This is a genomic window from Nostoc sp. C052 (genome assembly GCF_013393905.1).
Lineage (GTDB): Bacteria > Cyanobacteriota > Cyanobacteriia > Cyanobacteriales > Nostocaceae > Nostoc.
The window spans coordinates 4,659,589-4,682,867 of sequence record NZ_CP040272.1; the positions used below are offsets into that span (position 1 = coordinate 4,659,589).

Sequence of the window (23,279 nt, forward strand, 5' to 3'; positions counted from 1 at the left end):
GTATAAAAAATTTATATGTTGTCTAATCTAGATTTAATTCGAGAGTTTGTGCAAAACTCTATTCAGAAAAAAGACGTTTTGTTGTCAAATCCTGCTTTGACAGCGCAAACAGTTTATAAAACCAACCAACTGACAGCGAAATCTGAAGGCGTAATTGCGATCGCCCAACTATCCAACACCCTACCTGAATTCTCGATTTCTCCAAAATCAACCCAGTGGGAATTGATAAATCAGGTATTAGCAGAATATAGTTATCTCCTCAAAGGAGAAGTAGATAGTCGAGGTTTCTATCAGTATCAATACTCCGAAGTTCCCAAAGGTTATCAGATGCACTGTACTAAATCTGTACTTCTATGGCGAGCTTGGTGGAAATATCGCAAGTATACTTCTAGACCAGGTATTCCATTAGAACTGCTGATTAGAACACGAGATTCATGGTATCCAATTAGAGATTTAATTATTAGCGATGGACTTCTTTATATCAAAACGTTAGGAAGCGAGATCGCACTTGACTCAGAAGACTTGGTTACTTGGTTAAGCAAAATTGATGTAACCAAAATTAAAGAACTACCGACTACAGAGACTTAACAATTCAAAATTGATAATTAGGCAAAGGACGTGAAGAAAAATGAAAGGACTTTGGCTTGAAAATAACCAGTTGCAACTACGCACGGATATTTCCATTCCTGAACCACCACCGGGAGAAGCCTTGGTACGCGTCTTGCGTGCGGGTATTTGTAACACTGACTTGGAACTACTTCGAGGCTACTATCCCTACACTGGTATTTTGGGGCATGAATTTGTCGGGGTTGTCGAACAAGGGCCAGAACACTTAGTTAATCAACGCGTAGTTGGAGAAATCAATGCTGTATGTGGGCATTGTCGGTTTTGTCGCAGCGGACAACCAACTCACTGCGAAAATCGTACAGTTCTGGGCATTGTCAACCGCAACGGCGCTTTTGGCGAATATCTCTGTTTGCCGATAGAGAATCTGCATCCCGTACCTGATAATGTGCCAACAGAAGTAGCAACATTTACAGAACCGATAGCAGCAGCTTTAGAAATTCAGCAGCAAGTACAATTGCGTCCAAATGATCGGGTGCTAGTGGTTGGAGATGGCAAACTAGGGCAGTTAGTAGCCCAAACACTAGCTTTAACTGGCTGTGAACTTTTAGCTGTGGGGCGTCATCGAGAAAAACTGGCTAACTTAGAAGCACGAGGGATAAAAACGAGTCTAGCCGACGCTGTTACAGATGGATATTTCGATATCTCAGTAGAATGTACTGGCAACCCAGAAGGATTTGCGATCGCTCGTCGCGCCCTACGTCCCCGTGGTACGCTTGTACTCAAAAGTACTTATGCTGGCAATCTCAGCCTAGATGTCTCTTCTTTAGTAGTGGATGAAATCACCCTCATCGGCTCTCGTTGTGGCCCCTTCGCCCCAGCCCTCCAGCTACTAGCCACAGGACAAGTTGATGTACAACCCCTAATTCATGCCACCTATCCTCTCGTTGAAGGGCTTGCGGCTTTTGAACACGCTCAGAGTCGCGGTGTTTTGAAGATATTGTTAGAGATTAGTCATTAGTCATTGGGCATTAGGTATTCTCCTTGTCTCCCTTGTCTTCCTTGTCTCTCTCAATACTGCTCGGGTTTTGCATTTTCAACTCGGAATTTGATTTTGGGAAAAGGTTAAAGGGTAAAGGTTAAAGGTTTTTTCTTTCCCCTTTAACCCGTCCCTTATCCCCAGACGGGACCCCACCTTCCCCTTTTCCCCAAAACCCGACAAGTATTGTTGTCTCTCTTGTCCCCCTTGTCCCCAATCCCACCCCCTAATACAGATAAGGATTCGTCTTCGGTTGATAGTCAGAACAATCGATCGCTTCTTCTGTGTTGGCAATAGATGGGCGGACAGTACATTTAAGACGGTAATTATCGGTAAAAAATTGGCACCCAGTACAGGGAATTTGATGCATTTGCTTGGCTGTAGTCAGACTATCTCGTGCTGCCGCGCAAAGACTTAAAACAAGGAGAATAATTACAGTCCAAGCAACAACAAAGCAAATTGGGACTAACAAAGGTTGAATCCCATTAATGAGGAAAAATATCAGTTTAAACACGGTATGTCCTGATACAAATTAGGAATTAAAAGTATATTACCTCCTAACTCCTAATTCCTAACTTCTCACTTATCAGAAGTATAAGTTAAACGCCAGCATGACCCAAGGCTAAACCAGTGACAAGCATTCCTAGAACCAGGAAAGGTTGGGCGCTGGCTTGATACTTAACATCATTCTTCACTGGGTCGCGCAAGAAATACATATCCTGCAAGGTGATTTGCGGGATGATTAAGAGTACTAGTATTGCTGCATACAAATTCTCATGGATGCTGACGAGATAGGCTGCAATCAATCCCTGAAAGACATCAATCGTCACTACACAAATCCAAGATGCGGTGGTGATGCCAAACATTACAGGTAGTGAATTTAATCCTAACTGGCGATCGCCTTCTACACTCTTAAAATCATTAACAATGGCAATGCCCAATCCAGCCAAGCTGTAGAACATTGTCAAAATCACAATTGTAGAATTCAGTTCGCCAAACAAAGCGTGTCCTGTAGACCAAGGTAGAGTTATATAGCTTGCACCCAAGGCGTAGCTACCTAGCCAGCCGTTTTGTTTGAGTTTCAGGGGAGGTGCAGAATAAATGTAGGCGATGAAAGAACCGATAATCGCGATCGCTGTAATTGTCGGAAATTCATGACCTACCCACACATCCAGCACAAATGCCAAACCATAGCCAGCAATCAGTAATACCCAAATCTGAATAATTACCTGGGGTAGGGGAATTGCCCCAGAGGGGATAGGGCGATAGGGTTCATTGATGGCATCGATTTCGCGATCGTAGTAATCATTGAGAATTTGGGTGTAACCTGTCATCAATGGCCCAGCCAGTAACATACAGGCTGCGACCTTCAACACATTTTCCAGCGTCCAAGTATAGTTACCAGAAGAAGCCGCACCACAGACTACGCCCCAAATTAGGGGAATCCAGGTGATGGGCTTCATTAGCTGTAAACGAATTTTCCAGATTGAAGTTTCCCCAGTAGATGCACCTTTCATCCCCAACATCTGCCTAGTTTTCGCACTGCGATCGCTCGTTGTTATTGCTTGCTCACTAGGATTAATTGCCACTGATTCTAGTACTTCAGACGGGTTAGGGTCTGGGGTAATGGGAGTTGATTCTGACATAAAATTTACTGATTAATAGGGCATTGGGAATTGGGAATAGGGCATTGGGCAAAACAGTTCCGTTAACGGAAGCGGGGCGTTTAGCCCGTTCCAAGTGCTGAGTAAAAAAATGGATTTCTCACTCATTACTCAGCACTCTTGAGGGGCATTGAGCATTGAAAAGAGGTAGAGGGGCGGGGTGCAGAGCGGAAAAACTTGTCTCCCCTGCTCCCTTGCTTCTTCCCCAGTCCCTAGTCCCCAGTCCCATAACTTAAAACGAAATTATCAAATAATTATTCTGAAACTTTGCTCCAGCAACGGGTCTACCACTCAGAGCCGGTGGTAAGGGAATATTGCGTCGCTGATCTCCGGCTTCTACGGTGACTTCTGGCCCATATTGGGTAAGTTTGACCTGCTTTTTGTCAAATCCTGGTAAGAATAAGCGTACTTGACGATTGTGGATGTCTATTTCAATCGGTTTGGGAGCCTGTAAAGCTTGTGCTTCAAAGTTGGGTAGAGCGTCTATCAGTGGTTGCCAATCACCCGTGGACGAGTTGGGAACGACGCTCACAGGTAGGGGTATAAATTCCTCTGACAGGTTGACATTTGTCCCGTTAGACACAAGCAGAACACCACCAACAGTTAAACCGATTTGTTGAGCGCTACCCCATAAATAACGAGCATTTGCGACCTCAATTGGATCTCCTGTAGTCACTAAGAAAGCAACGAGACGCTTGGGATCTGCCAGAGCGGCTCTACCCTTTTCTAAGAAATTATTGACTTGGTTAGTGGGAGCGGCAAAGTTATCTGCTGTCCAGTTGATATTGAAAAAACTGCTAATCAGGGGTTGAATCAAGGGTGATTCAGTAATCGTCTTACCCAAATCGGAGTTGACAAATAATTGCCGAAATCGCCGAACATACCAACTGAGGGATTCTGGCAAACCCAACATTCGTAAAGTTAAAGAGTCACCCGTGCCATCGTAGACGATCGCATCATATTTGCCACTGGCATCATATTCGCGGATAGCATTCAGTGCCAGGGCGTTGTCCATCCCCGGCAATACTACCAGTTCTTGACCAAAAACGTCTTTGAAGATGGGTGTGCGGAGATATTGCGCCTCAAGTTTCTTCACTTCGTCCCAATTGTGTTCTAGTAGTACAGATGCTTGAAACTGGACTACTTGCAAATTGGGAGCGATTTCCTGGGGATCGGCAGCAATGGGAGTTCCCAGTAGGATTTGCAATGTTGGTTCTGCTTGTCCTACTAAGAGTACGCGCTTGCCTTGACTTGCCAATAATTTGGCGGCGGCGATCGCAATTTTGGTACGAGCGGTGCCGCCTTTGCCCAAAAATGTCAATATTAGAGCCATTAGTTGATTCCTATTTTCACCGCCGATCTTTTCAACTCCAACTTAGCACTCAACAAAGACTCTCAACCTGTGCTAGAAATTTCAGATACCAAGAAAAACTCGGATCTGAGTTCTTTAACTACTACACAGCTTTGATTTCATCTTCAAAAAACCAAGTGGAAGAATTATCGTCAAACAGTACCACTACACCGATTCCACCATCAATGACTTTGTAGCCCTGGATGATACCCACTTGTCCGAGTTTTTTTACAATTGGGGGAGAAACGCGATCGCGCAAACGATAGACCTTAACCTTTTGTCCGATTTCCATGCCTGATTACAATTCAGATAAACCAAGTCTCAGTGTAGCGGAATCCGTGACTCTGCTCTCATAAATTCAGTGGGGGATGAGGAAGATGAGGGAGAATAGTAAATGACTAATGACTTATGAGGTTCAGTGATGGTTATAACAAAAACAACTGCGATCACAGGCGGAAAATTTGTCTAGACGCAAAGCTGGTTGTCGTCAAAAATCGGAGAGAGTTGTTTCAGATCGCTTGAGTTCAACAACAAAGGTAGTAGTCATGTATCAAACAGATCCACCCCGTCCGCCACAAGAAACCATGCCTACGATGTATGATTTACCCAGTGAATTAGTGGGGGAATCAGGTTTGCCAGACGAATTTCACCGTATTCAGGCAGATTTGCTCAGTGAGACTTGTCAGCCTCTTGCTTATCCATCTGAGGAAATTTTGCTTGCTAGCGACTTAAATCTTTACTACGATCCCCGCCATCCTTTGTGGTACAAGCGTCCTGATTGGTACATGGTTTTAGGATTACCTAGTGCTAGCCAACAGCAAGACCTGCGCTTAAGTTACGTTATTTGGCAAGAAGGAATTGATCCATTTTTAGTAGTTGAATTACTTTCACCTGGTACAGAACAAGAAGACTTAGGAAAAACACTGCGGGAAGTAAACCGATCCCCAACGAAGTGGGAAGTATATGAACAGATTTTACGGGTTCCCTACTACGTTATCTATGATCGCTATGAAAATCATTTGCGTGCATTTAAACTCATAGGTACTCGTTATGAAGCAATCCCTCTACCAGAGAACCGCTTCTTTTTGGCAGAGTTAGAGCTAGGATTGGGTCTTTGGCAAGGTACTTACCAGCAGACAACAGGTTTGTGGTTGCGTTGGTATAATTCTGCGGGTTGGGTGCCGACTCGAAGAGAACAAGCAGAACAGGAACGCCAACGGGCTGAACAGGAAAATCAACGGGCTGAACAGGAAAATCAACGGGCTGAACAGGAATACCAACGGGCTGAACAAGAACGCCAACGGGCTGATCGATTAGCAGAGTATTTGCGATCGCAAGGAATTGATCCAGATAACTTGAGTTAAGCAAAAACTCGCATCTTTAACAAAGAAGGAACCTGACAAACAGACGTTATATTTTTTGTAGTAAAAATACACTTGACAATATCCTATGTATTGTATGATCGCCAAGATAATTTGGATACAATTTTCTAGTGATGATAGATTCTAAAAGCACTGAAGAGATTTCCAACAAATAAATTATCCAATCTTATGAGGTGGACATCCTGCCTACCCACATTTAACCAAAGGCGTGTAAGATACGCACATCACAAGAAGGTAGTTGGATATTTTTTCTAGTTGAAAGTGCCTGAAAAAGGAACTTTCATAAATATAATAGGCTTCAGTGAGAGCAATTAGGTGAGCGGATAGTGAGTAGTAAGCGAGGAAGCAGAAATTGTTGCCGACAATGCGGGGAGTTGTACGTAAGGTAGGGAGATGGAGGCGTATCTTGCCCATAGATGAACAGTTATGGGTAAAGTTCGACTTACTAAGAACTCTAGTACGCCGGGATTTAGAGGCACGTTACAAGGGTTCTATTTTAGGTAATTTGTGGCCTTTGCTAAATCAGCTATCCCAGTTACTGATTTATACTTATGTCTTTTCCACTGTGTTGAAAGTGAAGCTGACTACTCTCAAGGGTTTACCGGAAAATGATTTTACCTTTGGTTTGTGGCTATTTGCAGGCTTACTTCCTTGGATTGCTTTTACGGGTGGTCTCACGCAGTCCGCTAATTCGGTACTAGGACAACCAAATTTAGTTAAGAAGGTGGTATTTCCTTTAACTTTATTACCCCTAGTGCCAATTTTGTCAACATTCATTGAGAGTTCCTTTGGTTTAATGGCATTGATTTTTTTTGTGGCGATCAATGCTCATACTTTACATACTAGCTTGGCGCTATTACCCTTAATCTGGTTAACACAGTTATTGCTAACAGCAGGGTTGGGCTATTTAACAGCCGGACTAACTGTATTTTTGCGAGATATCCCGCAGACTTTAGGAGTAATTTTAAATATTTGGTTTTATGCGACACCGCTTGTCTATCCAGTATCAGCAGTTCCAGAGGCATGGCGGAGTTTGGTATTCTGGTTAAATCCAATGGCAGCGATCGCAGAGGTTTATCGTGACATAGTTTTAGTTGGAGAAGTAAAGCACTGGGGTGAATGGGGAGTTGCTTGTGTCATAGCAACAATTATATTTTGTTGTGGTTTTACAGTATACAAGCATTTGCGTCCAGCTTTTGCCGACGTGTTGTAGTCAAGGCTTCATTAGTTAGCCGCTTTTAAAACAAGCAAATGCTAACGTAAACTGTATATATTGTAGATAGCGATATAATTCAACAACAAGCAAAAATTATAATGAAGTAATTAATTTTTAATTGATAAATTTGTACCGTGTGAAATTCATTATTAGTTTAAGTATGCAGTGCTATGGGTGAGGAGATTGTAATTTCACTGAAGAATATCTCAAAGTGCTACAAGCGTTATGCTCGTCCGGTAGATAGGCTCAAAGAAACTTTACTACCTAGTAAGAGCCAGGCTCAAGAATTTTGGGCATTGCGGGATATTAACTTAGAAATTACTAAAGGAGAGAAATTAGGAATTATTGGTCAAAATGGCTCTGGGAAAAGTACATTACTACAAATCATTGCTAGAACCTTGACAGCAACTACAGGAGATGTCTGGATTCACGGCAGAGTTTCAGCTTTACTAGAACTAGGCAGCGGATTTAATCCTGAATTTACTGGAAGACAAAATGTATTTTTCAATGGACAAATTTTAGGGTTAAGTCGTGAAGAAATCGAAGCCAAATACAATGAGATAGTGGAATTTGCTGATATCGGAGATTTTATCGATCAGCCTGTTAAAACTTATTCCAGTGGTATGTTCGTGAGATTAGCATTTGCAGTTGCAGTAAGTGTTGATCCTGACATTCTAATTGTAGATGAAGCACTAGCAGTTGGAGATATTTACTTTCAGCAGAAATGTTTTGAGCGGATTAGAAATCTAACACGTATGGGAACAACACTTTTATTTGTTTCCCATGACTCGTCTGTTATACATAAAATCTGTAACAGAGCTTTATTTATGGAAGCAGGAAATTTAGTGTTGGATGCTAAACCAAGGCAAGTAATTGATTTATATGAAGCCAAACTGTTACAAAAAAAAGATATACGATCGGAAGCAGTAGAAATTCAAATGTTTCCAGATTCTAATTATGTTACTTCCGAGGAAAATAAAGAATTTTTAGATATAACCTCAGAATCAGTACAAGAAGTGGTTATTAATGCGCCAGAAGTAAGCATAGAATTTGTTAGGTTTTTAGATGAAACAGATCAAGAAATAAAAGTTGTAATTAGTGAGCAGTTATTACAGATTTCCGTAGGAGTTTTATTTTCCCAGTATTTTGAAGATCCCCATATTGGTTTTAAAATACGGGAAAGAACAGGTGAGGTAATTTTTGAAACCAACACTCTATGTATGGGGAAAAAAATAGGTCGAGTAGAAAGTGGTACTTTACTGGAGATTTGCTTTAAGTTTAAGGTGCCTTTGATGGAGGGTGAATATACAATTACATTTGGTGTAGCTGATAGTGCAATTGGGGAAAGTTTATTCCAGAGAACATTAGTTTATGCTCATAATGTCGCCGCATTAAAAGTTCTCAGAAACAAAGACTCAATACTGTGGTCAGGTATAGTAAATCTTTCTCCTTCTATTTCTATTCATAAATATACTTATGTTTGACTCTATCATTAAACAGGCAAAACAGACAGAATATGACTTTAGAAAAACTACTAATCCAGAAGATCCTTTGTTACATCTTTTTGATGAGTGGATTGATTATTACAAACTCAAATCTGCGATCGCTCATGAATTAAAACCTACTAATATCCTAGAAATAGGAGTACGTTTTGGTTATTCTGCCGCAGCTTTCTTACACGGATACCCTAATACCAAGTATACTGGTATTGACTTAGATACCAATGATTTTGGTGGTGTCAAAGGTGCAATTAATTGGGCAAAAGAAATTACTAAGCAGTTTAATACTGAATTTATTATTGCCGATACACAGGTAATGAAACGCTTGCCTGGTAATGTCTACGATCTCATTCATGTGGATGGGCAACAAAATGGAGACGGTTCCTTTCATGATTTGGAACTTGCTATTAAGCAATCCCACTATGTGTTGGTAGATGGATACATGTGGACGCAGCAGAACTTTATGGCAGTTAGTGATTTCTTATTTAGATATGCTGATTTGCTCGATTGGTATGGTGTAATACCAGGTTATGCCGGAGAGTTATTAATAAAAGTTTCTAATAATTATTTAATTGAGCTTGAAGAACACCACCACAATACTAATTGTAGTCTAGACATTCGTCAAAGTTATACCAGTCACTACTATACTCAAGACTGTAGCGGATTTGATACTTATAAACAAAATCAAGGGAAGAAGTTAGAAGATCCAAGATTGCAATCTGTAGCAGCGATCGCTAGTTTGAAAGCATCAGGACGAGTACTTGACATTGGTTGTGGGCGAGGTGAACTTAGTTATTATTTTGCTCGTCAAGGTTTTGCGGTTACATCTATTGACTATTCACCAAATGCCATTGAACTAGCAAAAAGTTGTTTTAATGGAGAAGCTGAGTTAGCAGCCAACGTAGAATTCATCTGCGATCATGTCTGCAATGTACAACTTCCAGATAAGTATGATCTAGCACTAGCTTCTGACGTGATTGAACACTTAGCTTTTGAAGAACTAGATGCGCTTTATCAGCAAGTCGCGCACAGTCTTAAACAAGACGGATTATTTGTTGTGCATACTTTTCCAAATCTTTGGTATTACAAATATGAATATCCACGTAAAAGGAAAATTGCTGCTTCTGTTGGTGCCTACCTACCACCACAGCCCCGCTCAAGATATGAGCTACTAATGCATATTAATGAACAATCGCCAAGGATTTTGAAAAAGCAATTAAGCAAACACTTTAACCATGTATGTTTATGGTTTGGTGATACCCAGAATCCAGGTGGAAGTTTAGTAAAAAAGTTTTCTATAAGAGAAATAGGTGTAGCGACTAGTCTATTTGTAGTTGCTTCTCATCGACCCATAAATCGGGAACATCTTAAGAGTAGTTTACAAATGGTCCCTATCCCACCCATCTCTGCTGGAAAAATCAAGATATTTGTGAAAGATCATCCAAAATTAGTAAATGCAGATAGTGAATTTGAAATTAAATTAGAAATTGAAAACTCTAGCAAATTTACTCTTAATAGTTATGGTTCTCATCCAGTTCACATTTCGTATCATTGGATGAATGAACAAGCTACCGATTACATTGTTTTTGAGGGACAACGAACAAAGATATTTCCCCACTTAAATAGCTCTGAAGATATAGTGTTGAAACATTTATTCAATAAAGTACCCAAAGAAACGTATAAAATTAAACTTAGATCGTTAGCACAAAAAGGTAACTATATCCTGAGAGTTACATTGGTACAGGAAGGTGTACGCTGGTTTGATGTAGCGCCAACTTATTTAATGGAGGACATTGGAATCAGGGTTATATAAGCATTAAATACCATATCTAATCTAGAAATTAAAATCATATCAAGAAATAATTGAGGTTAAGTAATAAATAAATGATTGAATCCAATTATCCTGAAACTAATATTGATGAATTAATACATAAAGATGTTGAGAATTTTAGCAAAAATCAAGCTCATTCTCAGTTAGTAGATTCACAATCTAATATAGACACATCAAACTTGAAGTTAAGTATTAGTTATATTGAAACTTTTATTGAAAATGCAGAATCTCGCTCAAGTGCCCGTACAAAGTGGCCAGATAAACTTAATCTTTTTCCTTTCAATTTAAGTGGTAAGTTGCAAAAACTTATTCTAAAAATCGTGAACTTTATCTTTAAAGATCAACGAGAAATTAATTTTAGTATAATTAATTCTCTAAAAGAGTCTGTAGCACTTAATCACCAGCTAGTGGAACACATTGCGACTTTAAAAACGCAAGTGGATAACAACATGCAAGGGCTAGATAAGCGCCTGATTGCTATGGATGATCGCTTTCCAGGATTGGATGAGCGCCTGGTTGCTATGAATAACAGCATCCAAGGGCTAGATGAGCGCCTGATTGCTATGGATAATCGCCTTCCAGAGTTGGATGAGCGCTTAGTTACTCTAGATAACAGCATCCAACAATTAGATAGGCGCTTGATAGCTGTAGAGAATCGCTTTCAAGGGTTGGATGAGCGCTTAGTTACTCTGGATAACAGTATCCAAGGAATAGATGACAGCTTAAATGCTATTCATACTTTAATTACCAACTGGCTAACTGATATTCAAGAACGTTTGGATACTCTGAATCGTCTAGTACAAGAAATAGATGAGCATAAAAATATTGTAGATGCTCGGATTGAAAAAATGGGCGATCAATTAATTACAACAGATAATCGTATAATTACAGCAAATGCTCGTATTCACGAAATCAATGAGCATTACATCAGAAACGATAGTTACCTCAAAAATGACTTAATGCAGCAAAAGCGTTTAATAACAGTGTTTTTGGAAGATGCAAGAAAACGCTTACCAGAACCTTTTAGCCAAAAAGAGTTAGAAATCTTTGTAAATGAAGATATGCACTTTTTAGATGCCTTCTATGCTGCATTTGAAGAGCAGTTTCGAGGTAGTCGGGAAGAAATATTAGACAGATTAAAAGTTTATTTGCCATTGATTGAGCAAGCAAAGATAGGCACACATGAATCACCAATTTTAGATGTAGGTTGTGGGCGTGGTGAATGGCTAGAATTGTTACAGGAATCTGGATATACAGCCAGAGGTCTGGATATCAACAAAGTAATGGTAGAACAATCCCGCTCCAGGGGATTTGAGGTGATAGAAGCGGATGTAATAGTTTATGTACAATCTTTACCAGATAGTAGCTTAGGAATGATAACTGGTTTTCATATTATTGAGCATCTAACTTTTACAAAGTTAATGAAATTTTTCAGTGAAGTAGTCAGGGTACTTAAGCCTGGTGGATTAGCCATTTTTGAAACACCTAATCCTCAAAATGTATTAGTTGGTAGTTGTAATTTTTATTTCGATCCCACGCATCATAATCCTTTACCAAGCTCAATGATTAAATTTATTCTGGAAACGCAAGGTCTACACCAAGTAAAAATTCTCAATCTTCACCCTTACCCAGAAACTTATAAGCTTAGTGGTTCTGAGGTAGCTGAACGATTTAATGATTACTTTTACGGAGCGCAAGATTATGCAGTTGTTGGATATAAATTATAGACTCAAAAATTGAATGTATTAATTACCATATGAGCGAATTACAACCATCTCTAAGAATTGCTATAGATTTAACTCCTCTACGACCTGGTGGTGAAAATGGAGGCGCTAAAGTTTTAGTATTGACCCTACTAAAGCAATTTCAAGAATTAGCACCTCATCATTATTTCTTACTCCTTACAGCTCCTTGGAATCATTTAGAATTAGCCCAATACGAGACTAACAGGATGGAGCGACTATTAGTTCCTGATTCAATTGATACACCAAAAAACAATAATTTGGGGCTTTTCTCTAGACTTGTAAAAAAAATAGTTAATAAAATTAACTTTAATTTCAATAATTTTATAGGCTCTAGCTCCTTACTGAAAGAAAATAAGATTAATTTACTATTTTGTCCTTTCTCTGCACCAACATATGCTGACAAAGATATTCCGTTAGTAGCTATTGCTTATGATTTACAGCATTTAGACTACCAATTTTTCTTTACTTCTCAAGAACAGCAACATCGAACCAAATTTATAGTTGAGCTTCTTAATAAGTCCCAAAAAATCATTTGCATTTCAGATTTTACACGCCAATCATTTATCAAGCATTTTAAAACGCCCCCCGATAAACTTGCTGTTATACCGATTTCTATTCATGAACGCCTAGTTGAATTAAATGAAAGCACTGTTATAGAGTATCTCAACAGTATAGGTTTAGCAGGACGAAAATATGCATTTTATCCTGCTAACTATTGGCCACATAAAAACCATCGTATCCTGTTAACAGCATATGGAATATATAAAAAACAGTTTCCAAATTCATTTTTAGATTTAGTTTTTACAGGTGCATTAGAACATGAAGAAAATCACTTAAAGGAAGCAGTAGACCTTATGGGTTTGAGCGAAAATATCCTATTTTTAGGATTTTTAAATCAAGAGGCATTAACAGCTGTTTGGCAAGGTTGTCAATGTTTAATTTTCCCTTCATTATATGAAGGATTTGGGATTCCAACTTTAGAGGCAATGAAATTTGGTAAGCCAGTATTATCTAGTAATGCTGCTAGCTTACCAGAAGTTGGAGGAGATGCCGTTATCTACTTCGATCCTCGAAAACCAGATGAGATAGCATCATGTTTGGCCAAGATTAACGATAATCAATTATTAGTTGAACAACTGGTCAAAAAAGGGTTTCAAAGATTAGAGCTATTTGATGGTAAGGAAATGGCTTACCAATACTTAAGTGTATTTGAAAAAGAGGCTTTAAATCAAAAGACATTAGTTCAAACCATGATTTCTGGCATTTATGATGATGGTTGGTCAGCACCTGAGTTTCATATCTCCATAGAGCCAGGTTTGTCAGGACGAACTCTAGAGATTTTGTTTGAAACTCCTGAATTTTATCCAACCTCTAAAGCCACTATAAAATTACGCACTAAACAGAGAAAAGCTTCTTACAATTGCCTTCGGGGCGAATCACAGAAAGTTATTTTGCCACTTTTGCCTACAGGTGAAGTGGTAACAGTGCAAATATCGCCTAGCTTTCAACCTAGTCAACTAAATCTGAACTCGGATCAACGTCGGCTTGGGTTAATGGTGCGCCATTGTCGAGTAAACTTAGTTGATGGGTCATCTAGTTCAATTTTAGCATTAGAGAGTGTGGTGTGAACTTAAAATTTAGCGTTATTACACCTTCTTTTGGTCAGGGTTGTTTTATAGAAAGAACTATACAGAGTGTGCTATCTCAGCAATTGGCAGATACAGAAATGGAGTATGTAATCTGTGATGGTGCTAGTACAGATGGGACTGTAGAAATCTTAAAAAATTATGATAAGTATATAAAGTGGGTTTCAGAACCTGATAAAGGACAAGCAGATGCCGTTAATAAAGGTATCGCTATGACCACAGGTGACATAATTGCTTGGATTAATTCTGATGATATTTACTATCCAGGAACTTTTCAGGCAATTAAAGAGATTTTTGAATCTTATCCCAATATACAAGCTATATATGGTGATGCCGATCACATTGATGAACAAGACCGAGTTATTGAAGCTTATCCGACTGAGGATTGGAATTATCAACGTTTAATCGAAACTTGTTTTCTCTGCCAACCATCAGTATTTTTTCGCCGTAGTCTAGTTAAAAAATATGGCAACTTGAATGATTCTCTCAAGTACTGTATGGACTATGAATTGTGGCTTCGTTATGCGAAGAATACACCATTTCATTATATACCACGCAAGCTTTCTGGTTCCCGCTTATATAAAACTAATAAAACACTGGGTCAACGGATAGCTGTGCATTATGAAATAAATAATATGATGCATTCCAAATTTGGAAATGTACCAGATAAATGGATTTTTGCTTACGCGCACGTAAAGATAGAAGAGACTTGGAAGTTAGACAGAACAAAACCTCTTCAAAACATGATTTTTGTGAATGCAGTAATTTTTAATAGTCTGTGGTCATTTTATCATTGGAAAAAATCGATTTCAGTTAAGGCATCAGTCAGGATGATTTGGTGGTTAATTGCTGCCAATATATTTCTGATTAAAAATTTAGTTTTACTCTTGAAAAGATTATGAGGATCGGTTTTGATATTAGTCAAACTGGAAAAGCCAAGGCAGGATGTGGATACTTTGCTGATAGTCTTATAAAACACCTAGTAAGCTGCGACAATAATAATGAGTATTTGCTTTACTCCGCATTTGGAAACACTTTTTGGGATACAGAGCATGGAACTAGCACGTGCCGCCTTCATAAAAGTAATTGTACTCATCTACTAGACCATTTATCACATCATGAGTCTCTAGCTTTTTGGAGTACTTCAGCAGCAATTGATGAAGAAAAATTAGGAAATCCAGATATTGTTCACGGAAACAACTTTTCATGTCCTCGTTTTACTTCTGCTCGGTTTGTCTATACTTTATATGATCTGAGTTTCCTCGATCATCCAGAATATACTTCTGAAGAAAATCGATGGAATTGTTTTAATGGTGTTTTCAATGCAGCAATGCAAGCTGATTTAATTATTGCTATTTCTGAATATTCTAGACAACGATTTCTGGAAATATTTCCCCACTTTCCAATAGAAAGAACTCGTGTAGTCTATTTAGGAAGTCGTTTTCAGGATGGTGATGAAGAAAAACCGGTTGCTGACCTCGAACCTGATAATTTTTGGCTTTCTGTAGGTACTTTAGAACCAAGGAAAAATTTACGCCGAACTTTGTTGGCGTACAAAAAATATATCGATATTTATAACGATCCTAAACCTTTAGTTTTAGCAGGAGGACAAGGATGGTTAGAAGACGATCTTGAAAGTTTCATTGTCAATATAGGCTTGACTAAGCATATTCGTAGACTGGGGTACGTGGATGATGATACACTAAACTGGCTGTATAAAAAATGTTGGGCATTTATTTATCCATCAATTTATGAAGGATTTGGATTGCCCGTTTTAGAGGCAATGAGTCTTGGAGCAGCTGTTCTAACTTCTAATACTACGAGTTTACCTGAAGTTGGCAAAGATGCAGTTTTATACGTAGATCCTACAAGTGAAGCTGATATTGTCAGAGAATTAGCAAAACTTAATGATGGCAAATTGCGTGATATTTTGAAGATGAATAGTCAAGAACAAGCAAAAGAATTTTCCTGGTCAGGCACAGCAAACCAAGTAATTCAAGCATATATAGATGTTTTAGAACTTCCGAAAAAAACTTCTAGAAAAGAGATTAAAAAGCAATTTTTTATGATCTAAAGTATAGGAATCTAACTCTAGCATAAAAAGACTTAAACTCAATTTAGTTTTTGACAAAAGCTCATTCTCATTAGATGATTTTTAACTATCGGCAGCAATACAACCTTTACAACTGTTATGTTTTAGTTGGAATTACAAAAATAGCAGAAATATTTTGATAAATTTGGCTTAATTTTAGAAATTTTATTCTAATATTTCTAGTTTTAGATAAATTTTTTTACAGTGCTGAAGAGGGGTAGATTGTTATATGAGGCTATCTGTTGTTATTCCTTGTTACAACGAATTGGGGACTATAAGCAAAGTTGTAGAAGCTGTCAAAGCATCTCCTGTAAAAGATTGTGAGATTATTATAGTAGATGATTGTTCAATAGACGGGACGAGAGAATTGCTTAAATCAAAAGTAGAATCACAGGTAGACCAAGTAATTTACCATCATAAAAACAGAGGTAAAGGTGCAGCTTTAAGAACTGGCTTTGCTGCGGTTACTGGGGATATTGTCATCGTTCAAGATGCAGATTTGGAATACGATCCACAAGAATATGCCTTAATCATTCAACCGATTATTGATAATAAAGCCGATGTAGTTTTTGGTTCTCGTTTCCAAGGTGATAGACCTCACAGAGTTGTCTACTATTGGCACAGAGTGGGTAATGGCTTCTTAACAATGTTATCTAATATATTTACCAATATAAATTTAACAGATATGGAAACATGTTATAAGGCTTTTCGACGGGAAATTATTCAATCTATCAAAATAGAAGAAAATCGATTTGGATTTGAACCTGAAATTACAGCCAAAATTGCCAAAATGGATTGTCGTATTTATGAGGTCGGTATATCTTATTATGGTCGGACTTATAAAGAAGGTAAAAAGATAGGTTGGAAAGATGGTTTTAGGGCAATTATATGTATTTTGAAGTATAATTTGCTAGCTAATCCTAAAAATTATAATTCGCTTTGAATTATAATTCAGACACAAGTGTGACTCGCTCATAAAAACTTGATTAAATATTTTATTTTAAAAGTGTTTAAGTTTTATTTAATGTAATTTTTGGTATGTTTTTAGGCTATTGTATACCGTCTGAATTTATCCTAACAATTCTATTCTCTTACAGCAAAATATAATCGTCAAATTACAAATATAAATTGAATCCAATGCTCACAAAAACTAATTTTAGCAGAATTAATATATCTGAAACTTTATTGCCTATATTGGTATTTTTGGTCTGTATTGTAATTTATCTTGCTAACGGAGTCACACTAAGTTCCACTGATACAGTTCCCAACACTTTATTAGCTTTCAACTTACTGGAAAACAATACTTTCAATTTAGATGCGTTTCGGTCAAGTCATTTTTGTACTAATAGCTATGCAAATTGCTACTTCTTTACAGAAGGTAATCATAGTCATTTAAGTTCTATCTATCCGATAGGAACTGCAATTATCACTTTTCCTTTATATCTGATTTTTTATGCTTATCTGAAGTTGACATCTTTTTATGGTTCAGCATCCCTTGACTTAACATCTGCCAGTTTTGAAATATATAGGGTCTTTTTTGAAAAGCTAGCTGCTACTTTAACGACAGCTATTACAGTAGTGATATTTTATCTATCTGTTAGGTTAAAATTTAGTCTAAGTATATCTTTACTTTCTACTTTTATATTTGCATTTGCTACAAATATATGGATGACCAGTTCTCAAGGACTATGGCAACACACTGCATCTAACTTAGCACTTGTAAGCATTATATTTAGTTTGCTAAAAGCTAATCGTGCTTCAGAAAAAAGTCAAAAGATGTGGTTATTAATAGCAGGAGTCGCTTGTGGTCTTCTACCTGGTATTCGCCCCACAAGTACTTTATATACAATTGCAGCTATTATCTATTCAATTTTTACCTATCGTTTTCAATCACTTTATTTGTTTTTTGGTTTAGTTTCAGCATTACCAAGTATTGCGTGGAACTTATACTATTTCGATAACTTAACTGGCGGTTACTCGAAAATGTTTCCCGCACCGCCTTATAAGTTTACTTTTAGTAATTTCATCAACGCATCATTAGGTACTCTGATTAGTCCGAGCCGAGGTTTGCTAGTTTTCTCTCCTATTTTTTTGTATTCTTTGCCTGGAGCTTATCAAGTTTTTAAATTCAGGACTGGAAAAGATGAAAAGTTAATAGGATGTATGACGATTGCTTCCCTAGCGTTACTTGCTAATTATTGTTTCTATATAGTTTGGTGGGCTGGGCATTCTTATGGTCCAAGGTTTATGACTGATATGATGCCTGTTGTTTGCTATTTAATTAGTTATTTTTTAGTACATCATTTTCAGAAGCTAATTCATTTACCAAAAATTTTATATACTAAATCTTTAGTTATTTTTATCCTTATAGTCACCTTTTCAACTTTTACTCAATTTGTGGGAGCTTTTGGGGCTAATCCAGGCTATATGTGGAACGGAGTACCTATAAATGTTGATTCTAATCACTATAGACTTTGGAGTTTAAAAGATAGCCAAATAGAGAGAAATACTAAAGCTGTGTTTCACAAAATTATTAAACCTTCCATAGATAACCCAGCGTATGCTGAAAATCTAGGTGGAATAATCAAACAAGTGGTAGGTGAAAGCAATCAAGCTTTCGGTTCATTAATTTCAGTTAAACCAAGCTCGGAAAAAGTGCTAAAAGCCAAACTTGAAAACACAGGTACATCTAACTGGTTTGGCTATGAATCTGCGCTGGAAAAGGGAGAAGTTCGTGTAAGAGGTAGATTTTATGATGAGCGAAAAAAGGAAATCAGTCAAGTTAGACTTTATGTTTCTGGTACGCCGAAACAACATGAATCAACCGAAGCGATCGCTTCTATTGCTTTTCCTAAAAAACCAGGAATTTACAAGCTTGTATTTGACTTAGTAAGTGAAGAAGTTGGTGTATTTCCTAATTCTAATGGCAAGCCACTCTACGAGCTATATGTCAATGTAGGAAACCAAAAGCCAAAAAACTTTCAACTACCATCCGCGCAAGTTTTCTCACAAGAAATAAAACTTATCAACACTATAGGGACTGTTAAAGTTGATTCAACACTGAGAATTCCTATTTTTCTCAAAAATAAGAGCAATTTTGTTTGGTACAATTCAGGGCTTAATCCAACAAACTTCTCCTATCGTTGGCTAGATGCTAGTGGCAAACTAGTAGTTGCAGATGGCGATCGCACGATTTTGCCTTTTGATGTAGCTCCTGAAGAGTCGGTCGCAATTAATGCAGCTATTAAAATACCTACTATACCAGGAAAATATACTCTTATTTTAACAATGGTGCAGGAAACGGTTGCTTGGTTTAGCGATAAGCAATCTCCATATCCTAAAATCGATGTAACTGTTACATCAGATTCTTAATTGTTCATTTAGCTAAATGAGTGTGAGGAAAATGGCATGAACCTACAAGAATTTGCTTTACTGCTAATGTCTGTTGCTACAAGTGTAGGCGGGCAATTTTTCTTAAAATTGGGGGCATTAAAATTGGGAAAAGTCAATTCAGCTAATGCCCTGAATAATATTATCAGTATCGCTACTACACCAGAATTATTAACTGGATTAACTTGTTATGCTTTAGGCGCTATTGCATACATTATGCTTCTCACCAGAGTCAATTTAAGTGTTGCCGCTCCATCTATTTCCTTAGTTTATGTTTTCTCAGTACTTTTAGGTTACTTCATTTTCAGGGAAACAATTCCCTTAACCCGGCTCTTAGGTTTGAGTTTTATTGTAGGTGGAGTTATTTTAGTAGTCTGGCAAAAATAAAACAATAAAAAGACAAAATTACTATCTTAATATTTAGCCTATTTTACTCTTGAGTATTTTATGCTTTATTTTAAAACAAAGTTTTGGAGTTTCACTAATAGTTTGGTATAAGTACTAAAGAATATTTTAAATTTTAGTTTTTTAAAAGTAGGCTTATAACTGTGACTAAAAAAGCTCTTATTACAGGCTTAACTGGACAAGATGGCTCTTATCTTGCTGAACTACTATTAACCAAAGGCTATCAAGTATTCGGCTTAGTCCGTCGCTCAAGTTCTAGTAATCTTGAGCGCGTCAATCACCTTTCTGGCGATATCCAAATCCTTTCTGGTGATCTTTTAGATCAATCTTCTTTAATGGATGTGGTTAACGAGTGTCAACCTGACGAAATTTATAATCTCGCCTCTCAAAGCTATGTTCCTCTGTCTTGGACACAGCCTGCTCTCACTGCTGAATATACAGCTCTTGGTGTCTCCCGTATTTTAGAATCCATTCGTCGTTGCAAACCTGATGCCAGATTCTATCAAGCATCTAGTAGTGAAGTCTTCGGTCAACCTGATGAATCGCCCCAGACTGAACATACTGCTTTTCGTCCGCGCAACCCTTATGGTGTCGCCAAAGCATATGCTCATTGGATGACTGTCAACTATCGAGAGAAATACAACCTTTACAACTGCTGTGGTATTACTTATACTCACGAATCGCCTCGACGTGGAACAGAATTTGTATTTCGCAAAATCACGCACGCAGCTGCCCAAGTTAAACTGGGTTTGGCAAATGAACTAAAATTAGGCAACCTAGATGCCCGTCGTGATTGGTGCTATGCCAAGGATGCTGTTTACGCTATGTGGTTGATGTTGCAGCAAGCACAACCTGATGACTATATCATCGCTAGTGGTGAAACTCACTCTGTCAGAGAACTTGTTGAGTGTGCTTTTAACAGCGTTGGTCTAAACTGGCAAGATTATGTCTCAGTTGACCCTGCTTTTTATCGCTCTGATGAACCTGTGCAGTTAGTTGGTTCCATTAATAAAATTAAGATGGAGTTAGGTTGGCAGCCTCAGCATTCTTTTGAGCAATTGGTTGAGTTAATGGTTGATTACGATCTAAAAAAATTGAGCAACGGCGGAGCTTAAATATTCTAATGCTAAAAGTTGTAGTTGATGCCACTCCAGTGGATTCAAAACCCAGTGGGGTTGGCTTTTATGTTGCTAATTTAATATGCGCTCTCGATGTATTACAAAAAGAGGAAAATTTTCAGTTAGGAGTAGTCTATCAACCAGGGTTGAAAAATTGGCTTCGGCGTGACTTCAGTTTTCCTGAATCCTTGAAACATTCTTCTCAAGAGCATCTCCTGCCTTTACCTGTAAGAATATCAGATTTATTATTAGCTTTAGACTTTAAACCTAGTTTATTTTACTTTGAAAAATATTTTGGTTCTCCAGATATATTACATGGTACAAATTACTCAGTTTATCCCTGTCAAAATAGTTTAAAGGTAATGAATATATATGATCTGACCTTTATTAAATACCCTAACTATATAGATTCAGTTGTAAAAACATATACAGAAAAGGTAAAACGATGTTTACAATGGACAGATTTAATTTTAACAATTTCAGAAAGCTCTAAAAAAGATATTATTGAATATTTGGAAGTAGACCCCAACAAAGTCTATGTCACACCTTTAGCTAGTCGCTACTATCCTAATTACTTGTCTGAAGAAGTTGCCCAAATTTTAGAAAAAAAAGCTAATTATGATTTTTCCACGCCATATCTGCTTTTTGTCAGCACAATAGAGCCAAGGAAAAATATTAATAATATAATTACAGCCTTTAATTATTTAAAAGAAAAGTACAAAATTGAACATCAGTTAATATTGATTGGTAGGAAAGGATGGCATTACGAACCGATATTTGCGGCTATTGAAAATTCGCCTTGGGCAAACCAAATACATCATCTTAATTACCTATCTAATGAATTAGTTGCATTATTTTACTCAAAAGCTGATGTATTTGTATATCCATCTCATTATGAAGGGTTTGGCTTACCCGTATTGGAAGCAATGACGCTAGGCGCTCCTGTGATCAGTTCCAATACTTCCTCGATTCCAGAAGTTACAGGAGATGCAGCTATACTAGTTGACCCTAATAATCCTATTCAACTAGGGGAAGCTATCCTGAAAGTCATCAGTGATTCCCAATTACGCCAAGAATTAATTAATAAAGGGAAAGCTAGAGCAAAATTATTTTCCTGGGAAAGAACGGCAAAAGAAACTTTAAACGCTTATAGAACCATTATTTAATGACAATAGTAGACAATTCCTCTGCCAAACAATTCATTATTAACTTATCTATTCTGTTGTCTAAACCAACGGGTATAGGCAACTATGCTCAAAACGTTTTTCCTTATTTAAAATCTTTGCAACCTACTCTATTAACAGCGCAAAAATATCTCGATTTTGACTGCTATCCAATCCCATCAAACTTAACCCCAGATCACGGTACAAAAGGTCATTTTAACCGCCTGATTTGGACACAATTTAAAGTACCACAAATATATAAAAACCTCAAATCAAGTCTTTTATTCTCGCCGCTACCAGAAGCACCCCTTTATACTGACTGTCGTTTTGTTGTCACATCTTTTGATATGATACCGCTGCGTTTTGCCAAAGGCTTCTCACCACTCACAGCCTACCACCGCTACTACACTCCCCAAGTTCTTAAGCAAGCGCAACATATTATTTGTATCTCCCAGACTACGGCTAAAGATATCACCGATTTTTACGAAATTCCTGCCAGCAAAATTACTACGATTCCTTTGGCGCACGATCGCACTCACTTCCTTCCTCTTAACCTCCCCACCAGCAACTACTTTCTCTACATTGGCCGCCAAGACCCATACAAAAACATCCAGCGACTTATCAGTGCTTTTGCGACGTTGATTAACTGTAAAGACTATGAACTATGGTTAGTAGGGCCAATTGATTCGCGTTACACCCCTACTTTAGAAGCGCAAGCAGAAGAACTAGGAATAACTAATCAAGTCAAGTTTCTGAACTATGTTCCTTACAGCGAATTGCCAAAAATCATCAATCAAGCGATCGCTCTGGTTTTTCCTAGTCTCTGGGAAGGCTTTGGTTTACCTGTCCTCGAAGCAATGGCTTGTGGTACTCCTGTCATTACCTCCAATCTTTCCTCCTTACCAGAGGTGGCTGGCGATGCGGCGATTCTGATCAATCCCTACAACACAGCAGAAATTACAGAGGCGATGCAGGCTGTTGCAACTGATTCGGTATTGCGATCGCGCCTTTCTAGCCAAGGTATCACTCACTCTCAACAATTCAGTTGGGAAAAGACAGGAAAAGCAACCGTCGAAGTGTTATCCCGTTACCTATAAGCTAACGCCAGGATTGAAATGCAAGGATTTGGGATTTTGTCAAGTTTTTAGATTATCTTGACTAATGACTTGATAAT

Annotated in this window: 20 protein-coding genes; 16 read left to right on the forward strand and 4 right to left on the reverse strand. The window is 37.9% G+C overall.

What is annotated here, in order from left to right; genetic code table 11:
• Window positions 1-15 precede the first annotated feature (15 nt).
• Both FD723_RS19230 and FD723_RS19235 read left to right on the forward strand, forming a co-directional pair.
• Window positions 16-588, forward strand: coding sequence for a hypothetical protein (locus FD723_RS19230; RefSeq protein ID WP_179066764.1), 573 nt, complete (start codon window positions 16-18; stop codon window positions 586-588).
• Window positions 589-628: 40 nt separating this feature from the next.
• Window positions 629-1,585, forward strand: coding sequence for an alcohol dehydrogenase catalytic domain-containing protein (locus FD723_RS19235; RefSeq protein ID WP_179066765.1), 957 nt, complete (start codon window positions 629-631; stop codon window positions 1,583-1,585).
• Window positions 1,586-1,829: 244 nt separating this feature from the next.
• Here the strand turns inward: FD723_RS19235 and FD723_RS19240 are convergent, their stop codons facing one another.
• From FD723_RS19240 to FD723_RS19255, 4 genes are all read right to left on the reverse strand, one after another.
• Entirely contained in the window at window positions 1,830-2,117 is a 288-nt protein-coding gene (locus FD723_RS19240) for a hypothetical protein (protein ID WP_179066766.1), read from the reverse strand.
• An 85-nt stretch (window positions 2,118-2,202) separates the two neighbouring features.
• On the reverse strand, window positions 2,203-3,249 hold the full coding sequence (gene chlG / locus FD723_RS19245; RefSeq protein WP_179066767.1) for a chlorophyll synthase ChlG: 1,047 nt from the start codon (window positions 3,247-3,249) through the stop codon (window positions 2,203-2,205).
• A gap of 250 nt (window positions 3,250-3,499) precedes the next feature.
• A complete protein-coding gene (locus FD723_RS19250; RefSeq protein WP_179066768.1) occupies window positions 3,500-4,600 on the reverse strand; it encodes an ArsA family ATPase in 1,101 nt (366 codons plus the stop codon).
• 121 nt (window positions 4,601-4,721) lie between these two features.
• Window positions 4,722-4,910, reverse strand: a complete 189-nt coding sequence (locus FD723_RS19255) for a DUF2862 domain-containing protein (protein WP_179066769.1) — start codon at window positions 4,908-4,910, stop codon at window positions 4,722-4,724.
• 253 nt (window positions 4,911-5,163) lie between these two features.
• Between FD723_RS19255 and FD723_RS19260 the strand changes: the two genes are divergently transcribed.
• From FD723_RS19260 to FD723_RS19325, 14 genes are all read left to right on the forward strand, one after another.
• Window positions 5,164-5,982: a Uma2 family endonuclease gene (locus tag FD723_RS19260; RefSeq protein WP_179069199.1), complete on the forward strand. Its 819-nt coding sequence runs from the start codon at window positions 5,164-5,166 to the stop codon at window positions 5,980-5,982.
• A gap of 382 nt (window positions 5,983-6,364) precedes the next feature.
• Window positions 6,365-7,213 (forward strand): ABC transporter permease, encoded by an 849-nt coding sequence (locus tag FD723_RS19265; protein WP_179069200.1) that lies wholly within the window; start codon window positions 6,365-6,367, stop codon window positions 7,211-7,213.
• Window positions 7,214-7,386: 173 nt separating this feature from the next.
• A complete protein-coding gene (locus FD723_RS19270; protein ID WP_179066770.1) occupies window positions 7,387-8,700 on the forward strand; it encodes an ABC transporter ATP-binding protein in 1,314 nt (437 codons plus the stop codon).
• Window positions 8,693-10,528, forward strand: a complete 1,836-nt coding sequence (locus FD723_RS19275; protein WP_179066771.1) for a class I SAM-dependent methyltransferase — start codon at window positions 8,693-8,695, stop codon at window positions 10,526-10,528. Before FD723_RS19270 ends, FD723_RS19275 begins: the two co-directional genes overlap by 8 nt.
• Window positions 10,529-10,599: 71 nt before the next feature.
• Window positions 10,600-12,273, forward strand: a complete 1,674-nt coding sequence (locus tag FD723_RS19280) for a methyltransferase domain-containing protein (protein WP_256874865.1) — start codon at window positions 10,600-10,602, stop codon at window positions 12,271-12,273.
• Window positions 12,274-12,302: 29 nt separating this feature from the next.
• Complete coding sequence (locus FD723_RS19285; RefSeq protein WP_179066772.1) at window positions 12,303-13,919, forward strand: glycosyltransferase family 1 protein; 1,617 nt, start codon at window positions 12,303-12,305, stop codon at window positions 13,917-13,919.
• The gene (locus tag FD723_RS19290; protein ID WP_179066773.1) at window positions 13,916-14,839 is read left to right on the forward strand and encodes a glycosyltransferase family 2 protein; all 924 of its coding nucleotides are present in this window, start codon (window positions 13,916-13,918) and stop codon (window positions 14,837-14,839) included. The genes FD723_RS19285 and FD723_RS19290 overlap by 4 nt, the downstream gene beginning before the upstream one ends.
• Window positions 14,836-16,011, forward strand: a complete 1,176-nt coding sequence (locus FD723_RS19295; RefSeq protein WP_179066774.1) for a glycosyltransferase family 1 protein — start codon at window positions 14,836-14,838, stop codon at window positions 16,009-16,011. Before FD723_RS19290 ends, FD723_RS19295 begins: the two co-directional genes overlap by 4 nt.
• 247 nt (window positions 16,012-16,258) lie before the next feature.
• Complete coding sequence (locus FD723_RS19300; protein ID WP_179066775.1) at window positions 16,259-16,972, forward strand: glycosyltransferase family 2 protein; 714 nt, start codon at window positions 16,259-16,261, stop codon at window positions 16,970-16,972.
• A gap of 194 nt (window positions 16,973-17,166) precedes the next feature.
• Window positions 17,167-19,401, forward strand: a complete 2,235-nt coding sequence (locus FD723_RS19305) for a glycosyltransferase family 39 protein (protein ID WP_179066776.1) — start codon at window positions 17,167-17,169, stop codon at window positions 19,399-19,401.
• Window positions 19,402-19,437: 36 nt separating this feature from the next.
• A complete protein-coding gene (locus tag FD723_RS19310; RefSeq protein WP_179066777.1) occupies window positions 19,438-19,806 on the forward strand; it encodes an EamA family transporter in 369 nt (122 codons plus the stop codon).
• 161 nt (window positions 19,807-19,967) lie between these two features.
• On the forward strand, window positions 19,968-20,939 hold the full coding sequence (locus FD723_RS19315) for a GDP-mannose 4,6-dehydratase (protein ID WP_179066778.1): 972 nt from the start codon (window positions 19,968-19,970) through the stop codon (window positions 20,937-20,939).
• An 8-nt stretch (window positions 20,940-20,947) separates the two neighbouring features.
• Window positions 20,948-22,108 carry a glycosyltransferase family 1 protein gene (locus FD723_RS19320; RefSeq protein ID WP_179066779.1) on the forward strand — a complete coding sequence of 387 codons (1,161 nt, stop codon included), beginning with the start codon at window positions 20,948-20,950 and terminating at the stop codon, window positions 22,106-22,108.
• Window positions 22,108-23,202, forward strand: a complete 1,095-nt coding sequence (locus FD723_RS19325) for a glycosyltransferase family 1 protein (protein ID WP_179066780.1) — start codon at window positions 22,108-22,110, stop codon at window positions 23,200-23,202. The genes FD723_RS19320 and FD723_RS19325 overlap by 1 nt, the downstream gene beginning before the upstream one ends.
• Window positions 23,203-23,279 lie beyond the last annotated feature (77 nt).

Excerpts from the sequence above, each read along its gene's own strand:
- chlG (WP_179066767.1), bottom strand. The coding sequence starts at position 3,249 with ATGTCAGAATCAACTCCCATTACCCCAGACCCTAACCCGTCTGAAGTA.
- FD723_RS19285 (WP_179066772.1), top strand. The coding sequence starts at position 12,303 with ATGAGCGAATTACAACCATCTCTAAGAATTGCTATAGATTTAACTCCT.
- FD723_RS19295 (WP_179066774.1), top strand. The coding sequence starts at position 14,836 with ATGAGGATCGGTTTTGATATTAGTCAAACTGGAAAAGCCAAGGCAGGA.
- FD723_RS19230 (WP_179066764.1), top strand. The coding sequence starts at position 16 with ATGTTGTCTAATCTAGATTTAATTCGAGAGTTTGTGCAAAACTCTATT.
- FD723_RS19250 (WP_179066768.1), bottom strand. The coding sequence starts at position 4,600 with ATGGCTCTAATATTGACATTTTTGGGCAAAGGCGGCACCGCTCGTACC.
- FD723_RS19280 (WP_256874865.1), top strand. The coding sequence starts at position 10,600 with ATGATTGAATCCAATTATCCTGAAACTAATATTGATGAATTAATACAT.
- FD723_RS19265 (WP_179069200.1), top strand. The coding sequence starts at position 6,365 with ATGCGGGGAGTTGTACGTAAGGTAGGGAGATGGAGGCGTATCTTGCCC.
- FD723_RS19270 (WP_179066770.1), top strand. The coding sequence starts at position 7,387 with ATGGGTGAGGAGATTGTAATTTCACTGAAGAATATCTCAAAGTGCTAC.
- FD723_RS19260 (WP_179069199.1), top strand. The coding sequence starts at position 5,164 with ATGTATCAAACAGATCCACCCCGTCCGCCACAAGAAACCATGCCTACG.
- FD723_RS19275 (WP_179066771.1), top strand. The coding sequence starts at position 8,693 with ATGTTTGACTCTATCATTAAACAGGCAAAACAGACAGAATATGACTTT.
- FD723_RS19305 (WP_179066776.1), top strand. The coding sequence starts at position 17,167 with ATGCTCACAAAAACTAATTTTAGCAGAATTAATATATCTGAAACTTTA.
- FD723_RS19300 (WP_179066775.1), top strand. The coding sequence starts at position 16,259 with ATGAGGCTATCTGTTGTTATTCCTTGTTACAACGAATTGGGGACTATA.
- FD723_RS19320 (WP_179066779.1), top strand. The coding sequence starts at position 20,948 with ATGCTAAAAGTTGTAGTTGATGCCACTCCAGTGGATTCAAAACCCAGT.
- FD723_RS19235 (WP_179066765.1), top strand. The coding sequence starts at position 629 with ATGAAAGGACTTTGGCTTGAAAATAACCAGTTGCAACTACGCACGGAT.
- FD723_RS19310 (WP_179066777.1), top strand. The coding sequence starts at position 19,438 with ATGAACCTACAAGAATTTGCTTTACTGCTAATGTCTGTTGCTACAAGT.
- FD723_RS19255 (WP_179066769.1), bottom strand. The coding sequence starts at position 4,910 with ATGGAAATCGGACAAAAGGTTAAGGTCTATCGTTTGCGCGATCGCGTT.
- FD723_RS19325 (WP_179066780.1), top strand. The coding sequence starts at position 22,108 with ATGACAATAGTAGACAATTCCTCTGCCAAACAATTCATTATTAACTTA.